We start from the raw sequence: 17,216 nt of genomic DNA, 5'->3' as shown, positions 1-17,216 counted from the left end.
GCGTCCCTCGCCCGATTTACGAGCGCCCGGCCCGCGCGAGCAGCGCGCGCGCCGCCGCGACGTGCATATCCTCGATCATCCGGCCTTCGTGCCGCTGCGCGCCGCCGGTCGCGGCGGCGACGAGCGCTTCGGCCGCGGCCACCTCGCGCTCGGTGGGCGCAAAGGCGCGGTTGCACGGATCGACCTGCGAGGGGTGGATCAGCGTCTTGCCGTCGAAACCGAGCCGGTGCCCGTCGGCCGCCTCGGCGGCGAACCCCCCGGCGTCGTCGATCGCATTATAGACGCCATCGAAGCACCAGACGCCGCCCGCGCGCGCGGCGAGGACGATCGCCTGGATCGAAAGGCTCATCGCGCCGCGGTCGCCGCCGGGCAGTCTCAGCGCGTGCGCGAGGTCGTTGAGCCCGGCGATCAGCCCGCGCACCGCCGGATCGGCGGCGATCTCTCGCGCGGCATAGATCGCCGCGGGGGTCTCGATCATCGCGAGGATCGGCACGCCGAGGCCGCGCACGGCATCGAGATCGGTGGGCGCATCGACCTTGGGCAGCACCACCGCGTCGAGCGCGAGGCCCGCGACCGCGCCCAGATCGGCGGCCTGATGCACGCTGCCGCTGGCGTTGATCCGCACCGCGACGCGCTTGCCCGGATAGCCTTCGGCCACCGCGGCGCGCATCGCCGCGCGCGCTTCGTCCTTGCGATCCTCGGGCACCGCATCCTCGAGGTCGATGATCAGCATGTCGGCGGCGAGGCCCCGCGCCTTTTCGAGCGCGCGTGCGTTCGAGGCGGGGACGTAGAGCAAAGAGCGGGGAGCGAAATCGGCCTGGGTCATGCGCTTTTCTGTGGCGCAGCGCGGCGGTTGCCGCAATAGTGGGCGGGCAATTTGCAAGAGGGGATGATCATGTATTTCGCGCTCGCGCTGGTGCTGCTCGCACTCGTCTTCCTGATCTGGGCGCTGACGCCCGTGCGGCAAGGCTTTGCCTATACGATCGAACGCTTCGGCCGCTACACGCACACCGCGCAGCCGGGCCTCAACTTCATCATGCCGATCTTCGACCGCGTCGGGCGCAAGGTGAACATGATGGAACAGGTGCTCGATATTCCGGGGCAGGAGATCATCACCAAGGACAATGCGATGGTCGCGGTCGACGGCGTCGTCTTCTTTCAGGTGCTCGACGCCGCGAAGGCGGCCTATGAGGTCAGCGACCTCTATCTCTCGATCATGAACCTGACGACGACGAACCTGCGCACCGTCATGGGCTCGATGGACCTCGACGAAACGCTGTCGAAGCGCGACGAGATCAACGCCCGGCTGCTGCACGTCGTCGACGATGCGACGACGCCGTGGGGCGTCAAGATCACCCGCGTCGAGATCAAGGACATCCGCCCGCCCGCCGACATTTCGAACGCGATGGCGCGGCAGATGAAGGCCGAACGCGAAAAGCGCGCCGCGATCCTCGAGGCCGAGGGGCTGCGCGCCTCCGAAATCCTGCGCGCCGAGGGCGAGAAGCAGGGCCAGATCTTGCAGGCCGAAGGCCGCCGCGAAGCCGCCTTTCGCGACGCCGAGGCGCGCGAGCGCGAGGCCGAGGCCGAGGCCAAGGCGACGCAGATGGTGTCGGACGCGATCGCGAGCGGCAATGCGCAGGCGATCAACTATTTCGTCGCGCAGAAATATGTCGAGGCGGTGAGCCAGTTCGCGACGAGCCCGAACAGCAAGACGATCCTCTTCCCGGTCGAGGCGACGCAGCTGATCGGCACGCTGGGCGGGATCGGCGAACTTGCCAAGGATGCGCTCGGCAAGCGCGGCGAGGCGGGAGCGCGCTGACATGCCCGACTGGATCGCGAACATGGAACCGCATTGGGCGTGGCTGTCGCTCGGCGTGCTGCTCGCCGCGGCCGAGATCGTCGCGCCGGGCTTTTTCCTGATCTGGCTCGGCGGCGCAGCGGTCATCACCGGCATCGTCGCATGGGTGCTGCCGATCGGCGTGCCGCTTCAGCTCGGTATCTTCGCCGTGCTGGCGGTCATCATCCTCTATGGCGCTCGCAAATGGCTGCGCGACAATCCGATCGTTTCGACCGACCCGCTGCTCAACCAGCGCGGCGGCCGCCTGATCGGCGAGGTGTTGACGGTCACGCAGGCAATCGAGGACGGCCGCGGCCGCGCGAAGGTCGGCGACGGCGAATGGCCGGTGCGCGGCCCCGACGCCGCCGAGGGCACCAAGGTCCGCGTCGTCAGTGCCGACGGCGGCGTGCTGGTGGTCGAGGCGGTGTGATCCAAGTCGTCATTGCGAGGAGCCGAAGGCGACGCGGCAATCCAGCGTAGCGCAAACCTCTCTGGATTGCTTCGCTCCGCTCGCAATGACGACCAATTCAGCCGCCCCGCGGCCGTGAATAGATCGCCACGACATGCCCCAGCGCATCGCTGTCGCCGATGCGGGCGAAGCCCAGTTTCGCCGCGACGCGTTCGGACGCGGCATTGCCGGGGTCGATGATGCAGCGCACTTCTTTGGCGTCGAGATGCGCGTCGGCCCAGCCGAGCGCGGCGGTCATCGCTTCGGTCGCGAGCCCGCCGCCCCAATGGTCGGCATCGAACGCCCAGCCGGCTTCGGGCAATCCTTCGAGTTCGGCTATGCCGCGGCAGAAATAGGACAGACCGCCCATGCCGATCAGCGCGTCATCGGCCTTGTCGGCAAAGACCCAATAGCCGAACCCCATCACCGGCCATAGCCCGGCCGAACTCAGGAACTTTCCCCAGCTGACGTCGGGCGCGCGCGGCTCGCCGCCGATGAAGCGCGTCACGCGCGCGTCGGCCCACATCGCGATATGGTCGTCCTTGTCGGCTAGGCGGGGTTCGCGCAGGCGCAGGCGCGCGGTTTCGATGACGGGGGGCGAGGCGGGCATGATGCTGCGCTATCAGCGCGCCCCGCGGGCGGCAAGTAGGCCCGAACTTGATATTATTTTCAGTTCGCGCAAAGGCGCAAAGAACGCAAAGAGGTTGCGCGAGCCCGCGAAGCGGGTTTGCCGATCGACGGTGCGGATGCCGCAACGAAGCTGGAAATGGGGCCTGCCGGCCCGAACCGGCCTCTTTGCGCTCTTAGCGCCTTTGCGCGAACCCTATCGGAACCGCCCTCGTACCCCGACCCCGCCGATGCGGGGACAAGCCGTCAGGCTGCGGCCGCCACCTTGTCGCCGGGCATCAGCGCGTCGGCGTAATCGCCTTCATATCTGCCGATCAGCGCGCGGTCGTCGTGGTTCCACGGGTGGAAGCCGGGCAGGAAATAGGCGAGCCAGGGCAGGAAACTCTTGCGCAGCACGCCGGGCGAGCCGAGCAGATACCACCAGATGCGCGCCGTCACGCGCCAGCCGGTGAGCCCGTCCTGCGCGAGCAGCGCCTTCATGCCCTTGACCCGCCTCGGCCAGAAGCGCGTGGTGATGACCAGCATCATCAGCGACTTCGCCTTCCAGCGCCGCCAGCGGCTCCAGTCCTTCGTCGCATGGAGCCAGGTGTCATAGGCGACGCCCTTGTGCTCGATCTCCTCGATCGCGTGCCATTTCCACAAGGCGCCCCATTCGGGCTCGGCGCCTTCGTACATCCTGGGGTTCGACAGCATGATCGCGGCGAGCATCGCGGTATAATGTTCGAGCGCGATCGTCGCCATCAGGTTGACGATCGGCGGACGCTGCCTGATCAGTTCCATCACCTGATCGACGTCGCCCTCGAGCTCCGAAAGATCGTAACCCGCCTCCGCCGCCTTGCGGTTGAACACGACATGCTCGCGGCTGTGGATGACTTCCTGCTGGGTGAAGGCGCGGATTTCGCGCGCCAGCTTGTCGGGCACACCGTCGCGGTGCGCCTTCACCGCCTCGATGAACATCGCCTCGCCCTTTGGAAAGGTCACCGACAGCGCGGTGTGGAAGGCCGAGGCGACGGGGTCGCCGTTCAGCCACCAGCGCCCCTGCCTGTCGTCGCGGCCGAAGCGGCGATCGCGCGGCGTGATCGAAAGGTCCTGCGGGGTCGGCGTGTGCGAAAGGCTGGACATATGTTCCTCGGCAGCGTTTAGGTGTGGCAGGCGCGGGAAAGCCTCAGGGTCGAATATCTAGGAATTACTTACAGTGGTGTCAATAGCCAAGAAGCGTCTGAGCCCGGAAGAGAGCCGGTCGGTCGCGCTCGAAGCGGCGCGGCAGATCCTGATCGAAATGGGGCCGCAGGCGGTCACGCTGAAGGCCGTCGCGGCGCGAATCGACCGCACGCACGCGAATCTCCTCCATCATTTCGGCAGCGCCGCGGGACTGCAAAAGGCGCTCGCCGCCTATCTCGCCGAAACGGTATGCGACACGATCGCGGCCAAGATGACCGGATCGCCGCCCGGCGAACGCAATGTGCGCGAGATCGTCGACCTCGCCTTCGATGCGTTCGACAGCGGCGGCGCGGGCGCGCTTTCGACATGGATGGCGGCGACGGGCAACGACGATGCGCTCGACCCGATCATCGGCGCGATCCACCGCCTGATCGACGGCATGACCCCCGACGCGCACGAAAAGCGCCTGATGCACGAGGATACGCTGGCGCTCGTGCTGATGGCGATGGGCGATGCCCAGCTCGGCGGCCCGATGGCCGAAGCGCTCGGCCTGCCGCGCGACACGGCGCGCGCGCTTGCGACCGAGCTGATCACCGGGCGCATCACCGCCTTCTGGGCGGAGCAGGGCGGGAAGGCGGAGAGCTGAAAGCATAGCGCGAGTGACGGGCTTTGAACGGCTGCAAGTATAGTAAGCCCCTCCTCTTCAGAGGAGGGGTTGGGGTGGTGGCGCGCGACAGCGCGCAAGGCTTCGAGCACCACCCCGCTGCGACTAGGGCGCGAAGCGCCCAAGTCTCGCTGCCCCTCCTCTGAAGAGGAGGGGTTGGGATATGGCCGCTCCCCCTACCTCAAAAATCCCCATACCGACGCTTGATCCCGCTGCCTGCGAAATCCGGCGCCACCTAGCCAAATCCCCGCCTTCCCCCTAAAGGGCGGCGATGCACTTCCTCGACCAGGCCAAGATTTTCGTGAAGTCGGGCGACGGCGGCCCCGGCGCCGTCAGCTTTCGGCGCGAGAAATATATCGAATATGGCGGTCCCGACGGCGGCAACGGCGGCAAGGGCGGCGATATCGTGTTCGAAGCGGTCGCGGGCCTCAACACGCTGATCGACTTTCGCTATACCCAGCATTTCAAGGCGAAACGCGGGACGCCCGGCGCGGGACGCGACCGCACCGGCGCGGGCGGCCCCGACCTCGTCATTCAGGTGCCGATCGGCACCCAGATCCTCGCCGACGACGAGGAGCGCACGCTGCTCGCCGACCTCACCAAAGAGGGCGAGCGCGTCGTCTTTCTGCGCGGCGGCGATGGCGGACGCGGCAATGCGAGCTACAAAAGCTCGACCAACCGCGCGCCGCGCCAGCACGGTCCCGGCTGGCCGGGCGAGGAGATGTGGGTGTGGCTGCGGCTGAAGCTGCTCGCCGACGCGGGGCTCGTCGGCCTGCCCAACGCCGGCAAGTCGACCTTCATCAACGCGGTGACCAATGCGCAGGCGAAAGTCGGCGCCTATGCCTTCACGACGACGCGCCCGCAGCTCGGCGTCGTCAGCCACAAGGGGCATGAGTTCGTCATCGCCGACATTCCGGGGCTGATCGAAGGCGCCGCCGACGGCGCCGGGGTCGGCGACCGTTTCCTCGGCCATATCGAGCGCTGCCGCGTGCTGCTGCACCTCGTCGATGCGAACGACGCCGACGTCGCGACGAGCTATCGCATCGTGCGCGACGAGCTCGAAGCCTATGGCGCCGATCTGATCGACAAGCCGGTGATCGTCGCGCTCAACAAGATCGACACGCTCGACGACGAGCTGATCGCGGCGCTCTCGGCCGAACTCGCCGAAGCGAGCGGCGCGCCGGTGATGGCGCTGTCGGGCGCGAGCGGCGCGGGGGTCGAAGCAGTGCTCGACAAGCTGCTCGAAGCCGTCGGCCAGCCCGAACCCGGCGCCGACGAGGAAGCCGAAGACGAGGCGCCGGGCGACTGGTCGCCGATTTAGGCGAATGCAGAAAATCCAGAGGATTCCGTCTCCCCGAGCCCTTCGACTGCCCTGGCGGGCGCTCAGGATAAACTTCGGCCATTGGCCGAAGACGAGGGGCTCGGCCGAGCGAAGTCGAGGCTGCGACGCTGCGGTTCTCGCTCCGCTCGAACGAGCCCCTCGTCTTCGCTCGGGGAGACGGTGGAGTTTGCTTCGGCTCAGCGCGCCTCGAGCACCATGTTGAACGGCCCTTCGGTCGCGCGGCGTACATTGCGGAAGCCGCCTTCGCGCACGATCTGCGACAGCCGTGCCTCGCCCGCCTGCGCGCCGAGCCCCTCGCCCACTTCCTGATCGAGCGAGGTGGGGACGCAGATCATCGTCGAGGCATTGTAATAGAGGCGGCCGACCGGGTTCATATTTTCCTCCGGATTGTCGCCCGCGATCGGCTCGACGATCATCCAGCTTCCCTCGGGCGCCAATATCTGCCGCATATGCCGGGCGCAGCCGCGCGGGTCGCCCATGTCGTGCAGGCAGTCGTACATGGTGATCAGGTCGAAGCCGTCCTCGGCGATCTCCTTCGCGGTCGCGACCTCGAAGCGCACGCGGTCGCCATAGCCATGGCCTTCGGCGTGGCGCCGCGCCTCCTCGATCGACGGTTCGTGGAAATCGAAGCCGACGAATTCGCTTTCGGGATAGGCATCGGCCATCAGCAGGGTCGAAAAGCCGACGCCGCAGCCGACGTCGGCAACGCGCGCGCCTTTTTTGAGCTTCGCCTCGACGCCGCCCAGCGACGGGATCCACGCCTGGACGATATTGTTGACATAGCCGGGGCGGAAAAAGGCGCCGGTCGCGCAGAACAGGCAGCCGGCATGATCGCCCCAGCGCACGCCCGAGCCGTGCCGGAAACATTCCTCGACCTTCGCCTCGGCCTCGATCATCGCCGCGATGATCTCGAACGCGCCGGCCAGATAGACGGGGCTGTCGGGGTTCACGAACACCATCGCCTGTTCGGGCGAGATGCTGAAACGATCGGCGTCCGCATCATAGTCGATATAGCCGTTCGCCGCCTGCGCGAGCGCCCATTCGCGGACATAGCGTTCGTGCAGCCCACCCGCGCGCGCCGCGAGCTCGCGCGCCGTCGCCGGTCCTCCGGCGAGCGCCTCGAACAGCCCGAGCCGGAAGCCCAGCCGCACCGTGGGCACGCTCATCCCGCCGCCGACGTCGCCGAGCATCTTGCCGACGAAGGCGTGCAGCTTTTCTTCGTTCAGTTCGGTCGTCATCGTTCCGCTCCTCCAAATGGGGTAGCGCGACTCTCCAGAAGGGCTCGATGAGAGCGACAGCATAGCATATCCCGGCCACCAGTGCAGACATTCGCATTGGCACTCCCCCGATGCCGCGCTATCGGCGCAGGCATGAGCCTTTTCGCCCCCGCCTCCTGCCCGCGGCTGATCGTCAAGATCGGGTCGGCGCTGCTCGTCGACGAAGGCGGCGCGGTGCGGCGCGACTGGCTGGCAGGGATCGCCGCCGACATCGCCGAACGCGCCCGTGCGGGGCAGCAGGTCGCGGTGGTATCGTCGGGCGCGATCGCGCTCGGCGCGCGGCGGCTCGGACTGCCGAAGGGCGGCCGCGCGAGCCTCGAGGACGCGCAGGCGGCCGCGGCGACCGGGCAGATCGCGCTGAGCCAGGTGTGGGCCGAGGTGCTCGGCGCCGAGGGGCTGACCGCGGCGCAGATGCTCGTGACGCTGGACGACCTCGAGCATCGCCGCCGCTACCTCAACGCCGCCGCGACGCTGGGCCGGCTGCTCGGCCTTGGCGTGGTGCCGGTGATCAACGAGAATGACAGCGTCGCGACCGAGGAAATCCGTTTCGGCGACAACGACCGGCTCGCCGCGCGCATCGCGCAGGCGGCGGGGGCGCAGGGCGTCGTGCTGCTGTCCGACATCGACGGGCTTTACGACCGCAACCCGGCGCTGGCGGGCGCGCAGCATATCGCGCGCGTCGAGCGCATCGACGCCGAGATCGAGGCGATGGCCGATGCGGGATCGGCGTCGGGCATGGGATCGGGCGGCATGGTATCGAAGATCGCCGCAGCGCGCATCGCCGGCGCGGCCGGCGCGCATCTGGCCATCACCTCGGGCCGCATCGAGCGGCCGCTGTCGACCGCGGCGCGGCACACGATCTTCGTCGCCGAAAAGGGCGCGAGCGCGCGCAAGGCGTGGCTCGCCGGCGGGCTCACCGCCAGGGGCCGGCTCGTCATCGACGCGGGCGCGGTCAAGGCGCTGCAGGGCGGCGCGAGCCTGCTCGCCGCGGGGATCACAAGCGCGAGCGGCGAGTTCGCGCGCGGCGACATCCTCGACATCGCCGGCCCCGACGGCCGCACCGTCGCGCGCGGCCTGTCCGAATATCCCGCCGCCGACGCCGCCGCGATCCTGGGCCTCGGGCGCGAGGCGCAAGCCGCCGCGCTCGGCTATGCCCCGCGCAGCGCAATGGTCCACCGCGATCATCTGGTGCTGCTGTGAAGGCCAGCCGATCTTTTGAAGCCCCTTCCCTTCAGGGGGGCGGGCAATCGCATAGGCACAGGGCGATGCCTCCCCCCTCCCGCTTGCGGGAGGGGTTGGGGGTGGGCAGCGACGTTGCAACGGCCCACCCCGCTGCGATTAGCGAACAAGTTCGCAAGTCTCGCTGCCCCTCCCGCAAGCGGGAGGGGGGAAGATGACCCCCACCCTCGCGATGACCGGCGCGACCGGCTTCGTCGGCCGGGCAACGCTGGCGCGGGCGGTCGCGGCGGGCTGGCACGTCCGCGCGCTCACCCGCCGCCCCCAGCCCGAGCGCGAAGGCGTGACCTGGATCGCGGGCGCGCTCGACCGGCCCGACGCGCTCGCCGCGATGACGCAGGGCAGCGACGCGGTGATGCATATCGCGGGGGTCGTCAACGTCCCGACGCGCGCCGATTTCGAGGCGGGCAATGCGACCGCGACGCGCCATGTCGTCGACGCCGCGCGCGCGGCGGGGGTCGCGCGCTTCGTCCATGTCTCCTCGCTCGCCGCGCGCGAGGCCGAACTGTCGAACTATAGCTGGTCGAAGGCGCGCGCCGAAACGATCGTGTGCGAAAGCGGGCTCGACTGGACGATCGTGCGCCCGCCCGCGGTCTTCGGACCCGGCGACACCGAGATGCTCGACCTGTTTCGCATGGCGCGGCGCGGCATCGCCTTGCTTCCCCCCGCCGGGCGCATGTCGGCGATCTATGTCGACGAGCTCGCGCGGCTGCTCGTCGCACTCGCCGCCGATCGCGAGGCGAGCATCGCGCAGGTCTATGAACCCGACGACGGCGAGCCGGGCGGCTGGACCCACCGCGCCTTCGCGCGCGCGATCGGCCGCGCGGTCGGGCGCAGCCGCGTCTCGACGCTCGCCATTCCGGCATCGCTGCTCAAAGCCGGCGGGCGGCTCGACCCGCTGCTGCGCCGCGGCCGCGCCAAGCTGACCCCCGACCGCGCGCGCTATATCGCGCATCCCGACTGGGTGGTCGCCGATGGCGCCTGTCCGCCGTCCGATCTGTGGCAACCCGAAATCGCGACCGACGACGCGCTCGCCGAAACCGTTCGCTGGTATCGACGCGAGGGCTGGCTCTAGATCCGGCCCCAAACGTCGTCCGTCGAAGCGTGCATTGCCAAGGGTGGATGCCGCGATTACTTCTGCAGACATGACCGACACCACCTCTACGCCGCCGAACAGCCAGGGTCCCTGGGCCATCCCCGTGCGCGCCGCGCCGCCGGGCGCCCCCGCGCCGCGCCCTGCGACCAGCTTTCCGCGCAAGGTCTGGAACCTGCTCGTCGCGATCAAGGATGGGCTCGCGCTGATCTTTCTGCTGCTGTTTTTCGTCGTCCTGTTCGGCCTGCTCACCGGGCGCCCCAATGCCGCGCTGCCGGTAAGCAAGGGCGCGCTCGTGCTCGAACTCGACGGGGTCGTCACCGAGCAGCCCGCCGAGGTCGATCCGCTCGCCGCGCTGTCGGGCGGGCAACAGCTGCGCGAATTTCGCGTCCGCGACGTCGTTCATGCGATCGAGACCGCGGCCGACGACGACCGGGTGAGCGCGGTGGTGCTCGACCTCGATCGCTTCCTTGGCGGCGGGCAGGTGTCGCTGTCCGAGATCGGTGCCGCGATCGACAAGGTGCGCGCGAAGAAGAAGCCGGTGCTGGCCTTTGCCACCGCCTACACGACCGACAGCTATCAGCTCGCCGCGCACGCGAGCGAAATCTGGTCGGACCCGATCGGCGGCGTCGCGATCGCCGGGCCGGGCGGGTCGCGGCTCTATTACAAGGGGCTGATGGACCGGCTCGGCATCACGGCGCACATCTATCGCGTCGGCACCTTCAAGAGCGCGGTCGAACCCTTTCTGCGCAGCGACCAGTCGCCCGAGGCGCGCGAAGCCAACCTGGCCTATGCGGGCGTGTTGTGGGACGATTGGCTGGGCGAGGTGAAGAAGGCGCGGTCCAAGGCAAAGCTCGACGCCTTCATCGCCGACACGCCCGGGCTGGTGAAGGCGGCAGGCAACGACCTGTCGAAAGCCTCGCTCGATGCCGGGCTCGTCGACAAGCTCGGCAGCCACATGGCGTTCGACGAGCGCGTCGCCGAAATCAGCGGCGTGTCCGACGACAGCCGGCCGTGGGACTATAACGCGATCCCGCTCGACACCTGGGTTGCGGCCAACCCGCCCGAAGAGAAGGGCAGCACGATCGGCGTCGTCCCCGTCGTCGGCGAGATCGTCGATGGCGAGGCGTCGAACGGCACGGCGGGCGGCGAGACGATCGCGAACCATATCCTCGACGCGGCGAGCGACGACGCTGTGAAAGCGATCGTGCTGCGCGTCGACTCCCCCGGCGGTTCGGTGATGGCATCCGAACAGATCCGCCAGGCGCTGCTCGCCGCGAAGGCGAAGAAGAAACCGATCGTCGTGTCGATGGCGAATGTCGCCGCGTCGGGCGGCTATTGGGTCTCCACCCCCGCCGACCGCATCTTTGCCGAGCCCGACACGATCACCGGTTCGATCGGCGTGTTCGGCATTTTGCCGAGCTTCGACAAGGCGCTCGCCAAGATCGGCGTCAACGCCGACGGCATCGCGACGACGCCGCTGTCGGGCCAGCCCGACCTGCTCGGCGGGGTGAACGAGACGTTCAACCAGCTCGCGCAGGCGAGCGTCGAAGATATCTACGCGCGCTTCACCGGCCTCGTCGCCAAGAGCCGCAAGCAGCCGATCGAAAAGGTCCGCACGATCGCCGAAGGGCGCGTGTGGGCGGGCGGCACCGCGCGCCAGATCGGCCTCGTCGATCAGTTCGGCGGGCTGCCCGACGCGATGGCGGCGGCGGCGAAGCTCGCGAAGATCGACGGCGACTATCACGCCGAATATTTCGAGGACGAGCCGAGCGAATTTTCGAAGATGCTGGCCGAGCTGTTCGGTCCCGACAAGGACCAGACGGCGCGCGCGCCGCGCGGCTGGTTCGGTCTCGCGGCGCTGAACCGCCAGCTGACCGAGCGGCGGCTGGTGCAGGATCTGTCGCTGCTGACCGATGCGGGGTCGGTGCAGGCCGCGTGCCTCGACTGCCGCGCCTATCAGCCAGCACTGCCGCGCCGGGCGGCCGGGACGAAGGGCTGGCTTGCCAGCATCGCGCTGCTGCTCAACTAGCGCGGGGTCAGGTTTGATTGAATGAACCGTGCGCTCCCGCGATGGCGGGAGCCCATCTTCGGACGGCCCCGGGGTTGATCGTCAGAAGATGGGTCCCCGCGTTGGCGTGGCTTCTTTCAAAAGAGTGCGTCGATCCAGAGCCTTTCGGACCGCATCCGGATGCTCGACGTCCGCGACCGAAGGATCCTCGCCGCAAGGCTGCGCCAATGTGGCATCAATGCGCGTCCGGCGAACCAGAGGAGCGTCAGCGCCGACAGCAGGACCAGCGCGGACACCGCGAACCCGTCATTCGAGCATGATCCGGTGCAGGGGGGTGCCTCCACGCCGGCGCCGAAGGAAAGCAAAAGGAAATTCATGAACCCGGGAGGATGGTTGCGACCCTCGATCAGTTTCTTTCACCGGGGCGTCATCCCGGTATCATTAGGTTCCTGCTTAACGAAAAATATGACAATTTAAAACTCTTTATCCTCGCCCGCGCGATAGACGGGGAGCGCGAGCGACCAGCGGATTGCCGCGCCGCGCAGCGCGAAGCCGGCGAGGGCGCCGGAGGCGGCGGCGGCGACGGTACTCGCGCCGGCCCACAACAAGAGCAGATAAAGACCCGAAGCGAGCGCCGCCGCGGTCACATAGATTTCGGGGCGCAACAGGATCGACGGCACGCTCGCGAGCACGTCGCGGATGATGCCGCCGACACAGCCGGTGATGATCCCCATCAACAGCGCCGGCACGACCGGCACCCCCCAGCTGATCGCCTTCCAGGTGCCGAACACGCTATAGGCCGCGAGCCCCACCGCGTCGGCCCATTCGAGCAAATCCCCCCGCCACCAGCGCTCGGGGGTCACCCAGACGATCAGCGCGATCGCGATGCACACCGCGGCGACCGCGCCGTCCTGCACCCAGAACACCGGTGCGCCGATGAGCAGGTCGCGAACGCTGCCGCCGCCGACCCCGGTGACGAGCGCAAAGAAGCCCGCGGTGACGAAGGTCTGGCGGAGGCGCACCGCCATCAACGCGCCGGTCAGCGCGAAGACGCCGATGCCGGCAAGGTCGAGCAGGCGAACGAGGGTTTGCGCATCCATCGCCTGCGGCGCTATCATCGCACGCGTCGGCGCACAACGGAGAGGAGCGGGCGATGGAAGGCGGATGCAGCTGCGGCGCGGTCCGCTACCGGATGACCGACGCGCCGATGATCGTTCACTGCTGCCATTGCCGTTGGTGCCAGCGCGAGACCGGCAGCGCCTTTGTTGTCAACGCGGTGATCGAAAGCGACCGGCTGGAGGTCGAAGGGACGCCCGATTATGTTCCGACCCCTTCGGAAAGCGGCAAGGGACAGGAAATCGCGCGCTGTCCGATCTGCCGCGTCGCCCTGTGGAGTCATTATGCGACGTCGGGACGGCGCTCGTCCTTCGTCCGCGTCGGAACGCTCGACGATCCGGCGCCCTTCCCGCCCGACGTCCATATTTTCACGAGCAGCAAGCAGCCGTGGGTGATCCTCCCCGACGACGTGCCGGTCTTCGCCGAATTCTATCCGTCGGCCGAAGGCGTGTGGAGCGATGCGGCCCGGATGCGCTGGCGCGCGTTGATGCAGCGCTGACCGTCGGTTGGGCCGAGGCCGTTCGGTCCGATACGAACGACCCGCCGCACGAATCGAGGCATCCGTCCCACAATGAACGCGGAGCCGGCGGCGGGCCGGAACCATGGCGGAGGCGGGCACGTTGCGGCCCACGGTTTGCGGAAAAAGGCAAGCCCGGCGCGATCGAGGCGGTCCGGTTCCGACCTCATCGCTCAACTCACAGGAGATATCATGCGTAAGATTGCGATTATGTCCGTCATAGCGGCGAGCTTCGTCGTTTCGCCGCTGGCTGCGATTGCCCAGGAAACCCAGCCCCCGGCACCGACCGAAGAGCCGGCTCCGGCCCCCGAACCGACGACCGATCCCTCCAGCGATCCGACCACCGAGCCGGCTCCCGCGCCCACCGAAGAGCCGGCACCGGCGCCGACCGACGATCCGGCACCCGCTCCGACGGAGGAACCGGACTCCGAACCGCAGGCCTAGTCTGCATTCGGCATCCTGCCGAAAACAAAAGGGCGGCAGGAGTGACCTTGCCGCCCTTTTTCTATCGTTCCCGCCGGGGCGCCCCGATCAGATGTGGATCGGCTTGCCCGTGACCGCCATCGCGGCTTCCTTGATCGCCTCGCTGTGCGTCGGATGCGCGTGGCAGGTATAGGCGATGTCCTCGCTCGTCGCGCCGAATTCCATCGCCTGCGCGGCCTGCGCGATCATCGTGCCGGCGACGCTCGCGATGCACCACACGCCGAGCACGCGGTCGGTCTTGGCATCGGCGATCACCTTCACGAAGCCGTCGGGCTCGTGGTTGGTCTTGGCGCGGCTGTTCGCGAGCATCGGGAATTTGCCGACCTTGACCTCGCCCTTTTCCTTTGCCGCCTCCTCGGTCAGGCCGACACCGGCGATTTCGGGCATGGTATAGACAACCGACGGGATGACGTCATGGTTCACGATTCCGGTCAGCCCCGCGATATTCTCGGCGCAGGCGATGCCTTCGTCCTCGGCCTTGTGCGCGAGCATCGGCCCCGGCACGACGTCGCCGATCGCCCAGATGCCGTCGACCGCAGTGCGGAAATCATGGTCGACCTCGATCTGGCCGCGCTGGTTGGTCGCGAGACCCGCCTTGTCGAGCGCAAGGCCGTCGGTATTCGGCCGCCGCCCGATCGACACCAGCACGACATCGGCCTCGAGCATTTCCGCGTCGCCGCCCGCGGCGGGTTCGAGCGTCAGCACCGCCTTCCTGCCCTTCACCTCGGCCTTGGTCACCTTGGTCTTGAGCTTGAACTCGATACCCTGCTTTTTGAAGATCTTGTTCGCTTCCTTGCGGACGTCGCCGTCCATGCCCGGCAGGATCTGGTCGAGGAACTCGACACAGGTGACCTTGGCGCCCAGCCGGCGCCACACGCTGCCAAGCTCGAGCCCGATCACCCCGCCGCCGATCACGACCATATGCCCCGGCACTCTGGCGAGTTCGAGCGCGCCGGTCGAATCGACGATCACGCCCTTGTCATTGTCGACCTCGACGCCGGGAAGCGGGGTCACCGACGAGCCGGTGGCGATGATGATATTCTTCGCACGGACCGCCTTACCCGCGACTTCGACCGTGTCGGCCGAAGTGAACTTGGCATAGCCCTTCAGCCAGTCGACCTTGTTCTTCTTGAACAGAAACTCGATGCCGCCGGTCAGGCCCTTGACCGCGTCCTTGCGCTGGCCGTGCATCGTGTCGAGATCGAGCTGGGGCTTCACCTTGATCCCCATCTTCTCCATCGCGCCGTTCGCGGCGGCGTCATAATATTCGGAGGCGTGGAGCATCGCCTTCGACGGAATGCAGCCGACGTTGAGGCAGGTGCCGCCCAGCGTCTCGCGCCCTTCGGCGCACGCGGTCTTGAGCCCGAGCTGCGCCGCGCGGATCGCCGCGACATAGCCGCCGGGACCGGCACCGATCACCAGCACGTCATAATCATAGTCAGCCATCATTCACTCCGTTTCGAGCCCCGGCGCCGCGACATAGGCCCAGGCCGTGCGGCCCGATTCCAGCGTCACCCGCCTTCGCTCATAATCTTCGGCCTCATAGGCGTCGGCCGCGGCCAATTCCGTCTTCGTCAGCCAATATAGGGTGCCCGCGACGCGCTGCGAAGCCGCGGCGTCCTCGGTGAGCACCGGATAATGCGTCTCGCCGCTCCGCCGCACGACCTCGGGATCGTCGATCGCGAGGCGTCCGAGGCGGAAGCCCGCGAGCGCGTCCGCCGTCCCGACCAGCTGCCGCCCGATCTGCTCGCGCTGCACGTCGGCGCGTTGCAGGCTGCCATAGGCGAACAGCGGTTCGTGCGCCGCGACCATCGGTCTAAACCTCCAGCCCCGCCTGCCGCGCACAGCCCTGCATCACCGGCAGCGCTTCCTCGTCCGACAGCGACAGCAGCTCGCCCGGGCCATATTTGGCGACCAGTTCGTCCGCCGCGCATTGGCACACGCTTGCCGCGACATCGGCCGGCGCGCCGCCCTTGGTCGCGCTCGACTGGCACGTCTTGGTGAAGGATTCGACGAACTGCGTCTTGTAGCCGTCGTCGAACGCCTTTTCGGCCTCGCCGCACCCCGTCAGCGCGGCGAGCCCGGCAAGCGGAAGCAGGGCGCGGCGCGCGGCGAACGACTGCAAGCTCATGCCCTTCTCCTTTGCGCCGACGCGCCCAGCCATCCTTAAAGGTCGATCAGCAGCCGCGTCGGATCCTCGATCGCTTCCTTGATCGTCTTCAGGAAGGTCACCGCCTCGCGGCCGTCGATCAGCCGGTGGTCGTAGCTGAGCGCCAGATACATCATCGGGCGCACGACCACCTCGCCATTGGCGACGACCGGGCGGTCCTCGATGCGGTGGAGGCCGAGCACCGCCGACTGCGGCGGGTTGATGATCGGGGTCGACATCAGCGACCCGAACACGCCGCCGTTCGAGATGGTGAAGGTGCCGCCGGTCATGTCCTCCATCGTCAGCGTGCCGTCCTTGGCGCGCTTGCCGAAGTCGCCGATCGTCTTTTCGATTTCGGCGAAGCTCAGGGTTTCGGCGTTGCGGATCACCGGCACGACCAGGCCCGCGGGGCCGCTGACCGCGACCGAGATGTCCATGAAATTGTTGTAGACGATCTCGTCGCCGTCGATCCGGCCGTTGACCGCCGGAATATCCTTGAGCGCGAGGCACGCCGCCTTGGTGAAGAAGCCCATGAAGCCCAGCCGCACGCCATGCTTCTTTTCGAACAGATCCTTGTAGCGGGTGCGCGCCTCGATCACCGCCGACATGTCGACGTCGTTGAAGGTCGTCAGCATCGCCGCGGTGTCCTGCGCCGATTTCAGCCGCTTGGCGATCGTCTGGCGCATCCGCGTCATCTTGACGCGCTCTTCCTGGCGGCCGGGGGCGCTCGCCGGCGCGGCGGCGGCGGCGGCGGGGCTCGGCGCGGGCGATGCGTCGGGCGCCGCGTTGGCCGCGGCGAGCACATCTTCCTTGGTCAGCCGGCCATCCTTGCCGCTGCCCTTGATCTTCGTCGGGTCGAGCCCATGCTCGAGGACGAGGCGGCGCACCGCGGGCGACATGGTGGTGACGGTATCGACGCTCTCGCCGCCGGTCGCGGCAGGCGCAGGCGCGGCGGCTTCGGCCTTAGCCTCTGCCTTCGGCGCAGGCGCCGCTGCCGGAGCAGCCTTTCCGTCGCCCGCTTCGATCGTCGCGATCACCGCGCCGACATTGACCGTGTCGCCGACCGCGGCGACCTGCTGCCCCATCACACCCGCGACCGGCGAGGGCACTTCGACCGCGACCTTGTCGGTTTCGAGGCTGGCGATCGGTTCGTCGACCGCGACCGCCTCGCCGGGCTGCTTCAGCCATTCGCCGATCGTCGCTTCGGTGACGCTTTCGCCGAGGGTGGGAACTTTGACTTCGGTGCTCATGGGGT

18 protein-coding genes are annotated in these 17,216 nt (G+C 68.1%); 9 read left to right on the top strand and 9 right to left on the bottom strand.

The window, feature by feature from the left end; genetic code table 11:
* Positions 1-16: 16 nt before the first annotated feature.
* Positions 17-826, bottom strand: a complete 810-nt coding sequence (locus tag CHB69_RS08085; protein WP_089215475.1) for an HpcH/HpaI aldolase/citrate lyase family protein — start codon at positions 824-826, stop codon at positions 17-19.
* A 63-nt stretch (positions 827-889) separates the two neighbouring features.
* Here CHB69_RS08085 and CHB69_RS08080 point away from each other — a divergent pair, with 63 nt between their 5' ends.
* Positions 890-1,819: an SPFH domain-containing protein gene (locus CHB69_RS08080; RefSeq protein WP_089215474.1), complete on the top strand. Its 930-nt coding sequence runs from the start codon at positions 890-892 to the stop codon at positions 1,817-1,819.
* 1 nt (position 1,820) lies between these two features.
* Positions 1,821-2,267, top strand: coding sequence for an NfeD family protein (locus CHB69_RS08075; RefSeq protein ID WP_089215557.1), 447 nt, complete (start codon positions 1,821-1,823; stop codon positions 2,265-2,267).
* A 97-nt stretch (positions 2,268-2,364) separates the two neighbouring features.
* On the opposite strand, the gene CHB69_RS08070 is transcribed toward CHB69_RS08075, so the two are convergent.
* Positions 2,365-2,895: a GNAT family N-acetyltransferase gene (locus tag CHB69_RS08070; protein ID WP_089215473.1), complete on the bottom strand. Its 531-nt coding sequence runs from the start codon at positions 2,893-2,895 to the stop codon at positions 2,365-2,367.
* 263 nt (positions 2,896-3,158) lie between these two features.
* A complete protein-coding gene (locus tag CHB69_RS08065; RefSeq protein ID WP_089215472.1) occupies positions 3,159-4,034 on the bottom strand; it encodes a metal-dependent hydrolase in 876 nt (291 codons plus the stop codon).
* 76 nt (positions 4,035-4,110) lie between these two features.
* Between CHB69_RS08065 and CHB69_RS08060 the strand changes: the two genes are divergently transcribed.
* Positions 4,111-4,719, top strand: a complete 609-nt coding sequence (locus CHB69_RS08060) for a TetR/AcrR family transcriptional regulator (RefSeq protein ID WP_089215556.1) — start codon at positions 4,111-4,113, stop codon at positions 4,717-4,719.
* 289 nt (positions 4,720-5,008) lie between these two features.
* Positions 5,009-6,058, top strand: a complete 1,050-nt coding sequence (obgE, locus tag CHB69_RS08055) for a GTPase ObgE (protein WP_089215471.1) — start codon at positions 5,009-5,011, stop codon at positions 6,056-6,058.
* Between the two features lie 197 nt (positions 6,059-6,255).
* On the opposite strand, the gene CHB69_RS08050 is transcribed toward obgE, so the two are convergent.
* On the bottom strand, positions 6,256-7,317 hold the full coding sequence (locus tag CHB69_RS08050; protein WP_089215470.1) for a class I SAM-dependent methyltransferase: 1,062 nt from the start codon (positions 7,315-7,317) through the stop codon (positions 6,256-6,258).
* Positions 7,318-7,449: 132 nt separating this feature from the next.
* Here CHB69_RS08050 and proB point away from each other — a divergent pair, with 132 nt between their 5' ends.
* The 3 genes from proB to sppA all read left to right on the top strand — a co-directional run bounded on the left by proB (position 7,450) and on the right by sppA (position 11,717).
* Positions 7,450-8,556 (top strand): glutamate 5-kinase, encoded by a 1,107-nt coding sequence (gene proB, locus CHB69_RS08045; RefSeq protein ID WP_089215469.1) that lies wholly within the window; start codon positions 7,450-7,452, stop codon positions 8,554-8,556.
* 193 nt (positions 8,557-8,749) lie between these two features.
* Positions 8,750-9,667 carry an NAD-dependent epimerase/dehydratase family protein gene (locus CHB69_RS08040; protein ID WP_170935479.1) on the top strand — a complete coding sequence of 306 codons (918 nt, stop codon included), beginning with the start codon at positions 8,750-8,752 and terminating at the stop codon, positions 9,665-9,667.
* A gap of 70 nt (positions 9,668-9,737) precedes the next feature.
* Entirely contained in the window at positions 9,738-11,717 is a 1,980-nt protein-coding gene (gene sppA / locus CHB69_RS08035; protein ID WP_089215468.1) for a signal peptide peptidase SppA, read from the top strand.
* A 452-nt stretch (positions 11,718-12,169) separates the two neighbouring features.
* On the opposite strand, the gene CHB69_RS08025 is transcribed toward sppA, so the two are convergent.
* On the bottom strand, positions 12,170-12,814 hold the full coding sequence (locus CHB69_RS08025; RefSeq protein ID WP_245836622.1) for a trimeric intracellular cation channel family protein: 645 nt from the start codon (positions 12,812-12,814) through the stop codon (positions 12,170-12,172).
* A gap of 35 nt (positions 12,815-12,849) precedes the next feature.
* Between CHB69_RS08025 and CHB69_RS08020 the strand changes: the two genes are divergently transcribed.
* Together CHB69_RS08020 and CHB69_RS08015 are read left to right on the top strand one after the other, a co-directional pair.
* Entirely contained in the window at positions 12,850-13,311 is a 462-nt protein-coding gene (locus CHB69_RS08020) for a GFA family protein (protein WP_089215466.1), read from the top strand.
* Positions 13,312-13,521: 210 nt separating this feature from the next.
* The gene (locus tag CHB69_RS08015; protein ID WP_141133937.1) at positions 13,522-13,773 is read left to right on the top strand and encodes a hypothetical protein; all 252 of its coding nucleotides are present in this window, start codon (positions 13,522-13,524) and stop codon (positions 13,771-13,773) included.
* Between the two features lie 87 nt (positions 13,774-13,860).
* Here the strand turns inward: CHB69_RS08015 and lpdA are convergent, their stop codons facing one another.
* The 4 genes from lpdA to odhB are packed head-to-tail and all read right to left on the bottom strand — an operon-like array spanning position 13,861 to position 17,211.
* Positions 13,861-15,258, bottom strand: coding sequence for a dihydrolipoyl dehydrogenase (gene lpdA / locus CHB69_RS08010; RefSeq protein WP_089215553.1), 1,398 nt, complete (start codon positions 15,256-15,258; stop codon positions 13,861-13,863).
* 3 nt (positions 15,259-15,261) lie between these two features.
* The gene (locus tag CHB69_RS08005) at positions 15,262-15,624 is read right to left on the bottom strand and encodes a gamma-glutamylcyclotransferase family protein (protein ID WP_089215464.1); all 363 of its coding nucleotides are present in this window, start codon (positions 15,622-15,624) and stop codon (positions 15,262-15,264) included.
* A gap of 4 nt (positions 15,625-15,628) precedes the next feature.
* Entirely contained in the window at positions 15,629-15,943 is a 315-nt protein-coding gene (locus CHB69_RS08000) for a hypothetical protein (protein ID WP_141133936.1), read from the bottom strand.
* 35 nt (positions 15,944-15,978) lie between these two features.
* The gene (gene odhB / locus CHB69_RS07995) at positions 15,979-17,211 is read right to left on the bottom strand and encodes a 2-oxoglutarate dehydrogenase complex dihydrolipoyllysine-residue succinyltransferase (RefSeq protein WP_089215462.1); all 1,233 of its coding nucleotides are present in this window, start codon (positions 17,209-17,211) and stop codon (positions 15,979-15,981) included.
* Positions 17,212-17,216 lie beyond the last annotated feature (5 nt).

Source organism: Sphingopyxis indica (assembly GCF_900188185.1).
Classification (GTDB): Bacteria; Pseudomonadota; Alphaproteobacteria; order Sphingomonadales; family Sphingomonadaceae; genus Sphingopyxis; species Sphingopyxis indica.
The sequence above is the reverse complement of the archived record's forward strand: the minus strand, read 5'-3'. Positions and strand labels throughout refer to the sequence as shown.

What these genes read in the sequence shown, in the direction of transcription:
- CHB69_RS08085 (WP_089215475.1), bottom strand. Translation starts at nt 826, where the DNA reads ATGACCCAGGCCGATTTCGCTCCCCGCTCTTTGCTCTACGTCCCCGCC.
- CHB69_RS08080 (WP_089215474.1), top strand. Translation starts at nt 890, where the DNA reads ATGATCATGTATTTCGCGCTCGCGCTGGTGCTGCTCGCACTCGTCTTC.
- CHB69_RS08075 (WP_089215557.1), top strand. Translation starts at nt 1,821, where the DNA reads ATGCCCGACTGGATCGCGAACATGGAACCGCATTGGGCGTGGCTGTCG.
- CHB69_RS08070 (WP_089215473.1), bottom strand. Translation starts at nt 2,895, where the DNA reads ATGCCCGCCTCGCCCCCCGTCATCGAAACCGCGCGCCTGCGCCTGCGC.
- CHB69_RS08065 (WP_089215472.1), bottom strand. Translation starts at nt 4,034, where the DNA reads ATGTCCAGCCTTTCGCACACGCCGACCCCGCAGGACCTTTCGATCACG.
- obgE (WP_089215471.1), top strand. Translation starts at nt 5,009, where the DNA reads ATGCACTTCCTCGACCAGGCCAAGATTTTCGTGAAGTCGGGCGACGGC.
- CHB69_RS08050 (WP_089215470.1), bottom strand. Translation starts at nt 7,317, where the DNA reads ATGACGACCGAACTGAACGAAGAAAAGCTGCACGCCTTCGTCGGCAAG.
- proB (WP_089215469.1), top strand. Translation starts at nt 7,450, where the DNA reads ATGAGCCTTTTCGCCCCCGCCTCCTGCCCGCGGCTGATCGTCAAGATC.
- CHB69_RS08040 (WP_170935479.1), top strand. Translation starts at nt 8,750, where the DNA reads ATGACCCCCACCCTCGCGATGACCGGCGCGACCGGCTTCGTCGGCCGG.
- sppA (WP_089215468.1), top strand. Translation starts at nt 9,738, where the DNA reads ATGACCGACACCACCTCTACGCCGCCGAACAGCCAGGGTCCCTGGGCC.
- CHB69_RS08025 (WP_245836622.1), bottom strand. Translation starts at nt 12,814, where the DNA reads ATGATAGCGCCGCAGGCGATGGATGCGCAAACCCTCGTTCGCCTGCTC.
- CHB69_RS08020 (WP_089215466.1), top strand. Translation starts at nt 12,850, where the DNA reads ATGGAAGGCGGATGCAGCTGCGGCGCGGTCCGCTACCGGATGACCGAC.
- CHB69_RS08015 (WP_141133937.1), top strand. Translation starts at nt 13,522, where the DNA reads ATGCGTAAGATTGCGATTATGTCCGTCATAGCGGCGAGCTTCGTCGTT.
- lpdA (WP_089215553.1), bottom strand. Translation starts at nt 15,258, where the DNA reads ATGGCTGACTATGATTATGACGTGCTGGTGATCGGTGCCGGTCCCGGC.
- CHB69_RS08005 (WP_089215464.1), bottom strand. Translation starts at nt 15,624, where the DNA reads ATGGTCGCGGCGCACGAACCGCTGTTCGCCTATGGCAGCCTGCAACGC.
- CHB69_RS08000 (WP_141133936.1), bottom strand. Translation starts at nt 15,943, where the DNA reads ATGAGCTTGCAGTCGTTCGCCGCGCGCCGCGCCCTGCTTCCGCTTGCC.
- odhB (WP_089215462.1), bottom strand. Translation starts at nt 17,211, where the DNA reads ATGAGCACCGAAGTCAAAGTTCCCACCCTCGGCGAAAGCGTCACCGAA.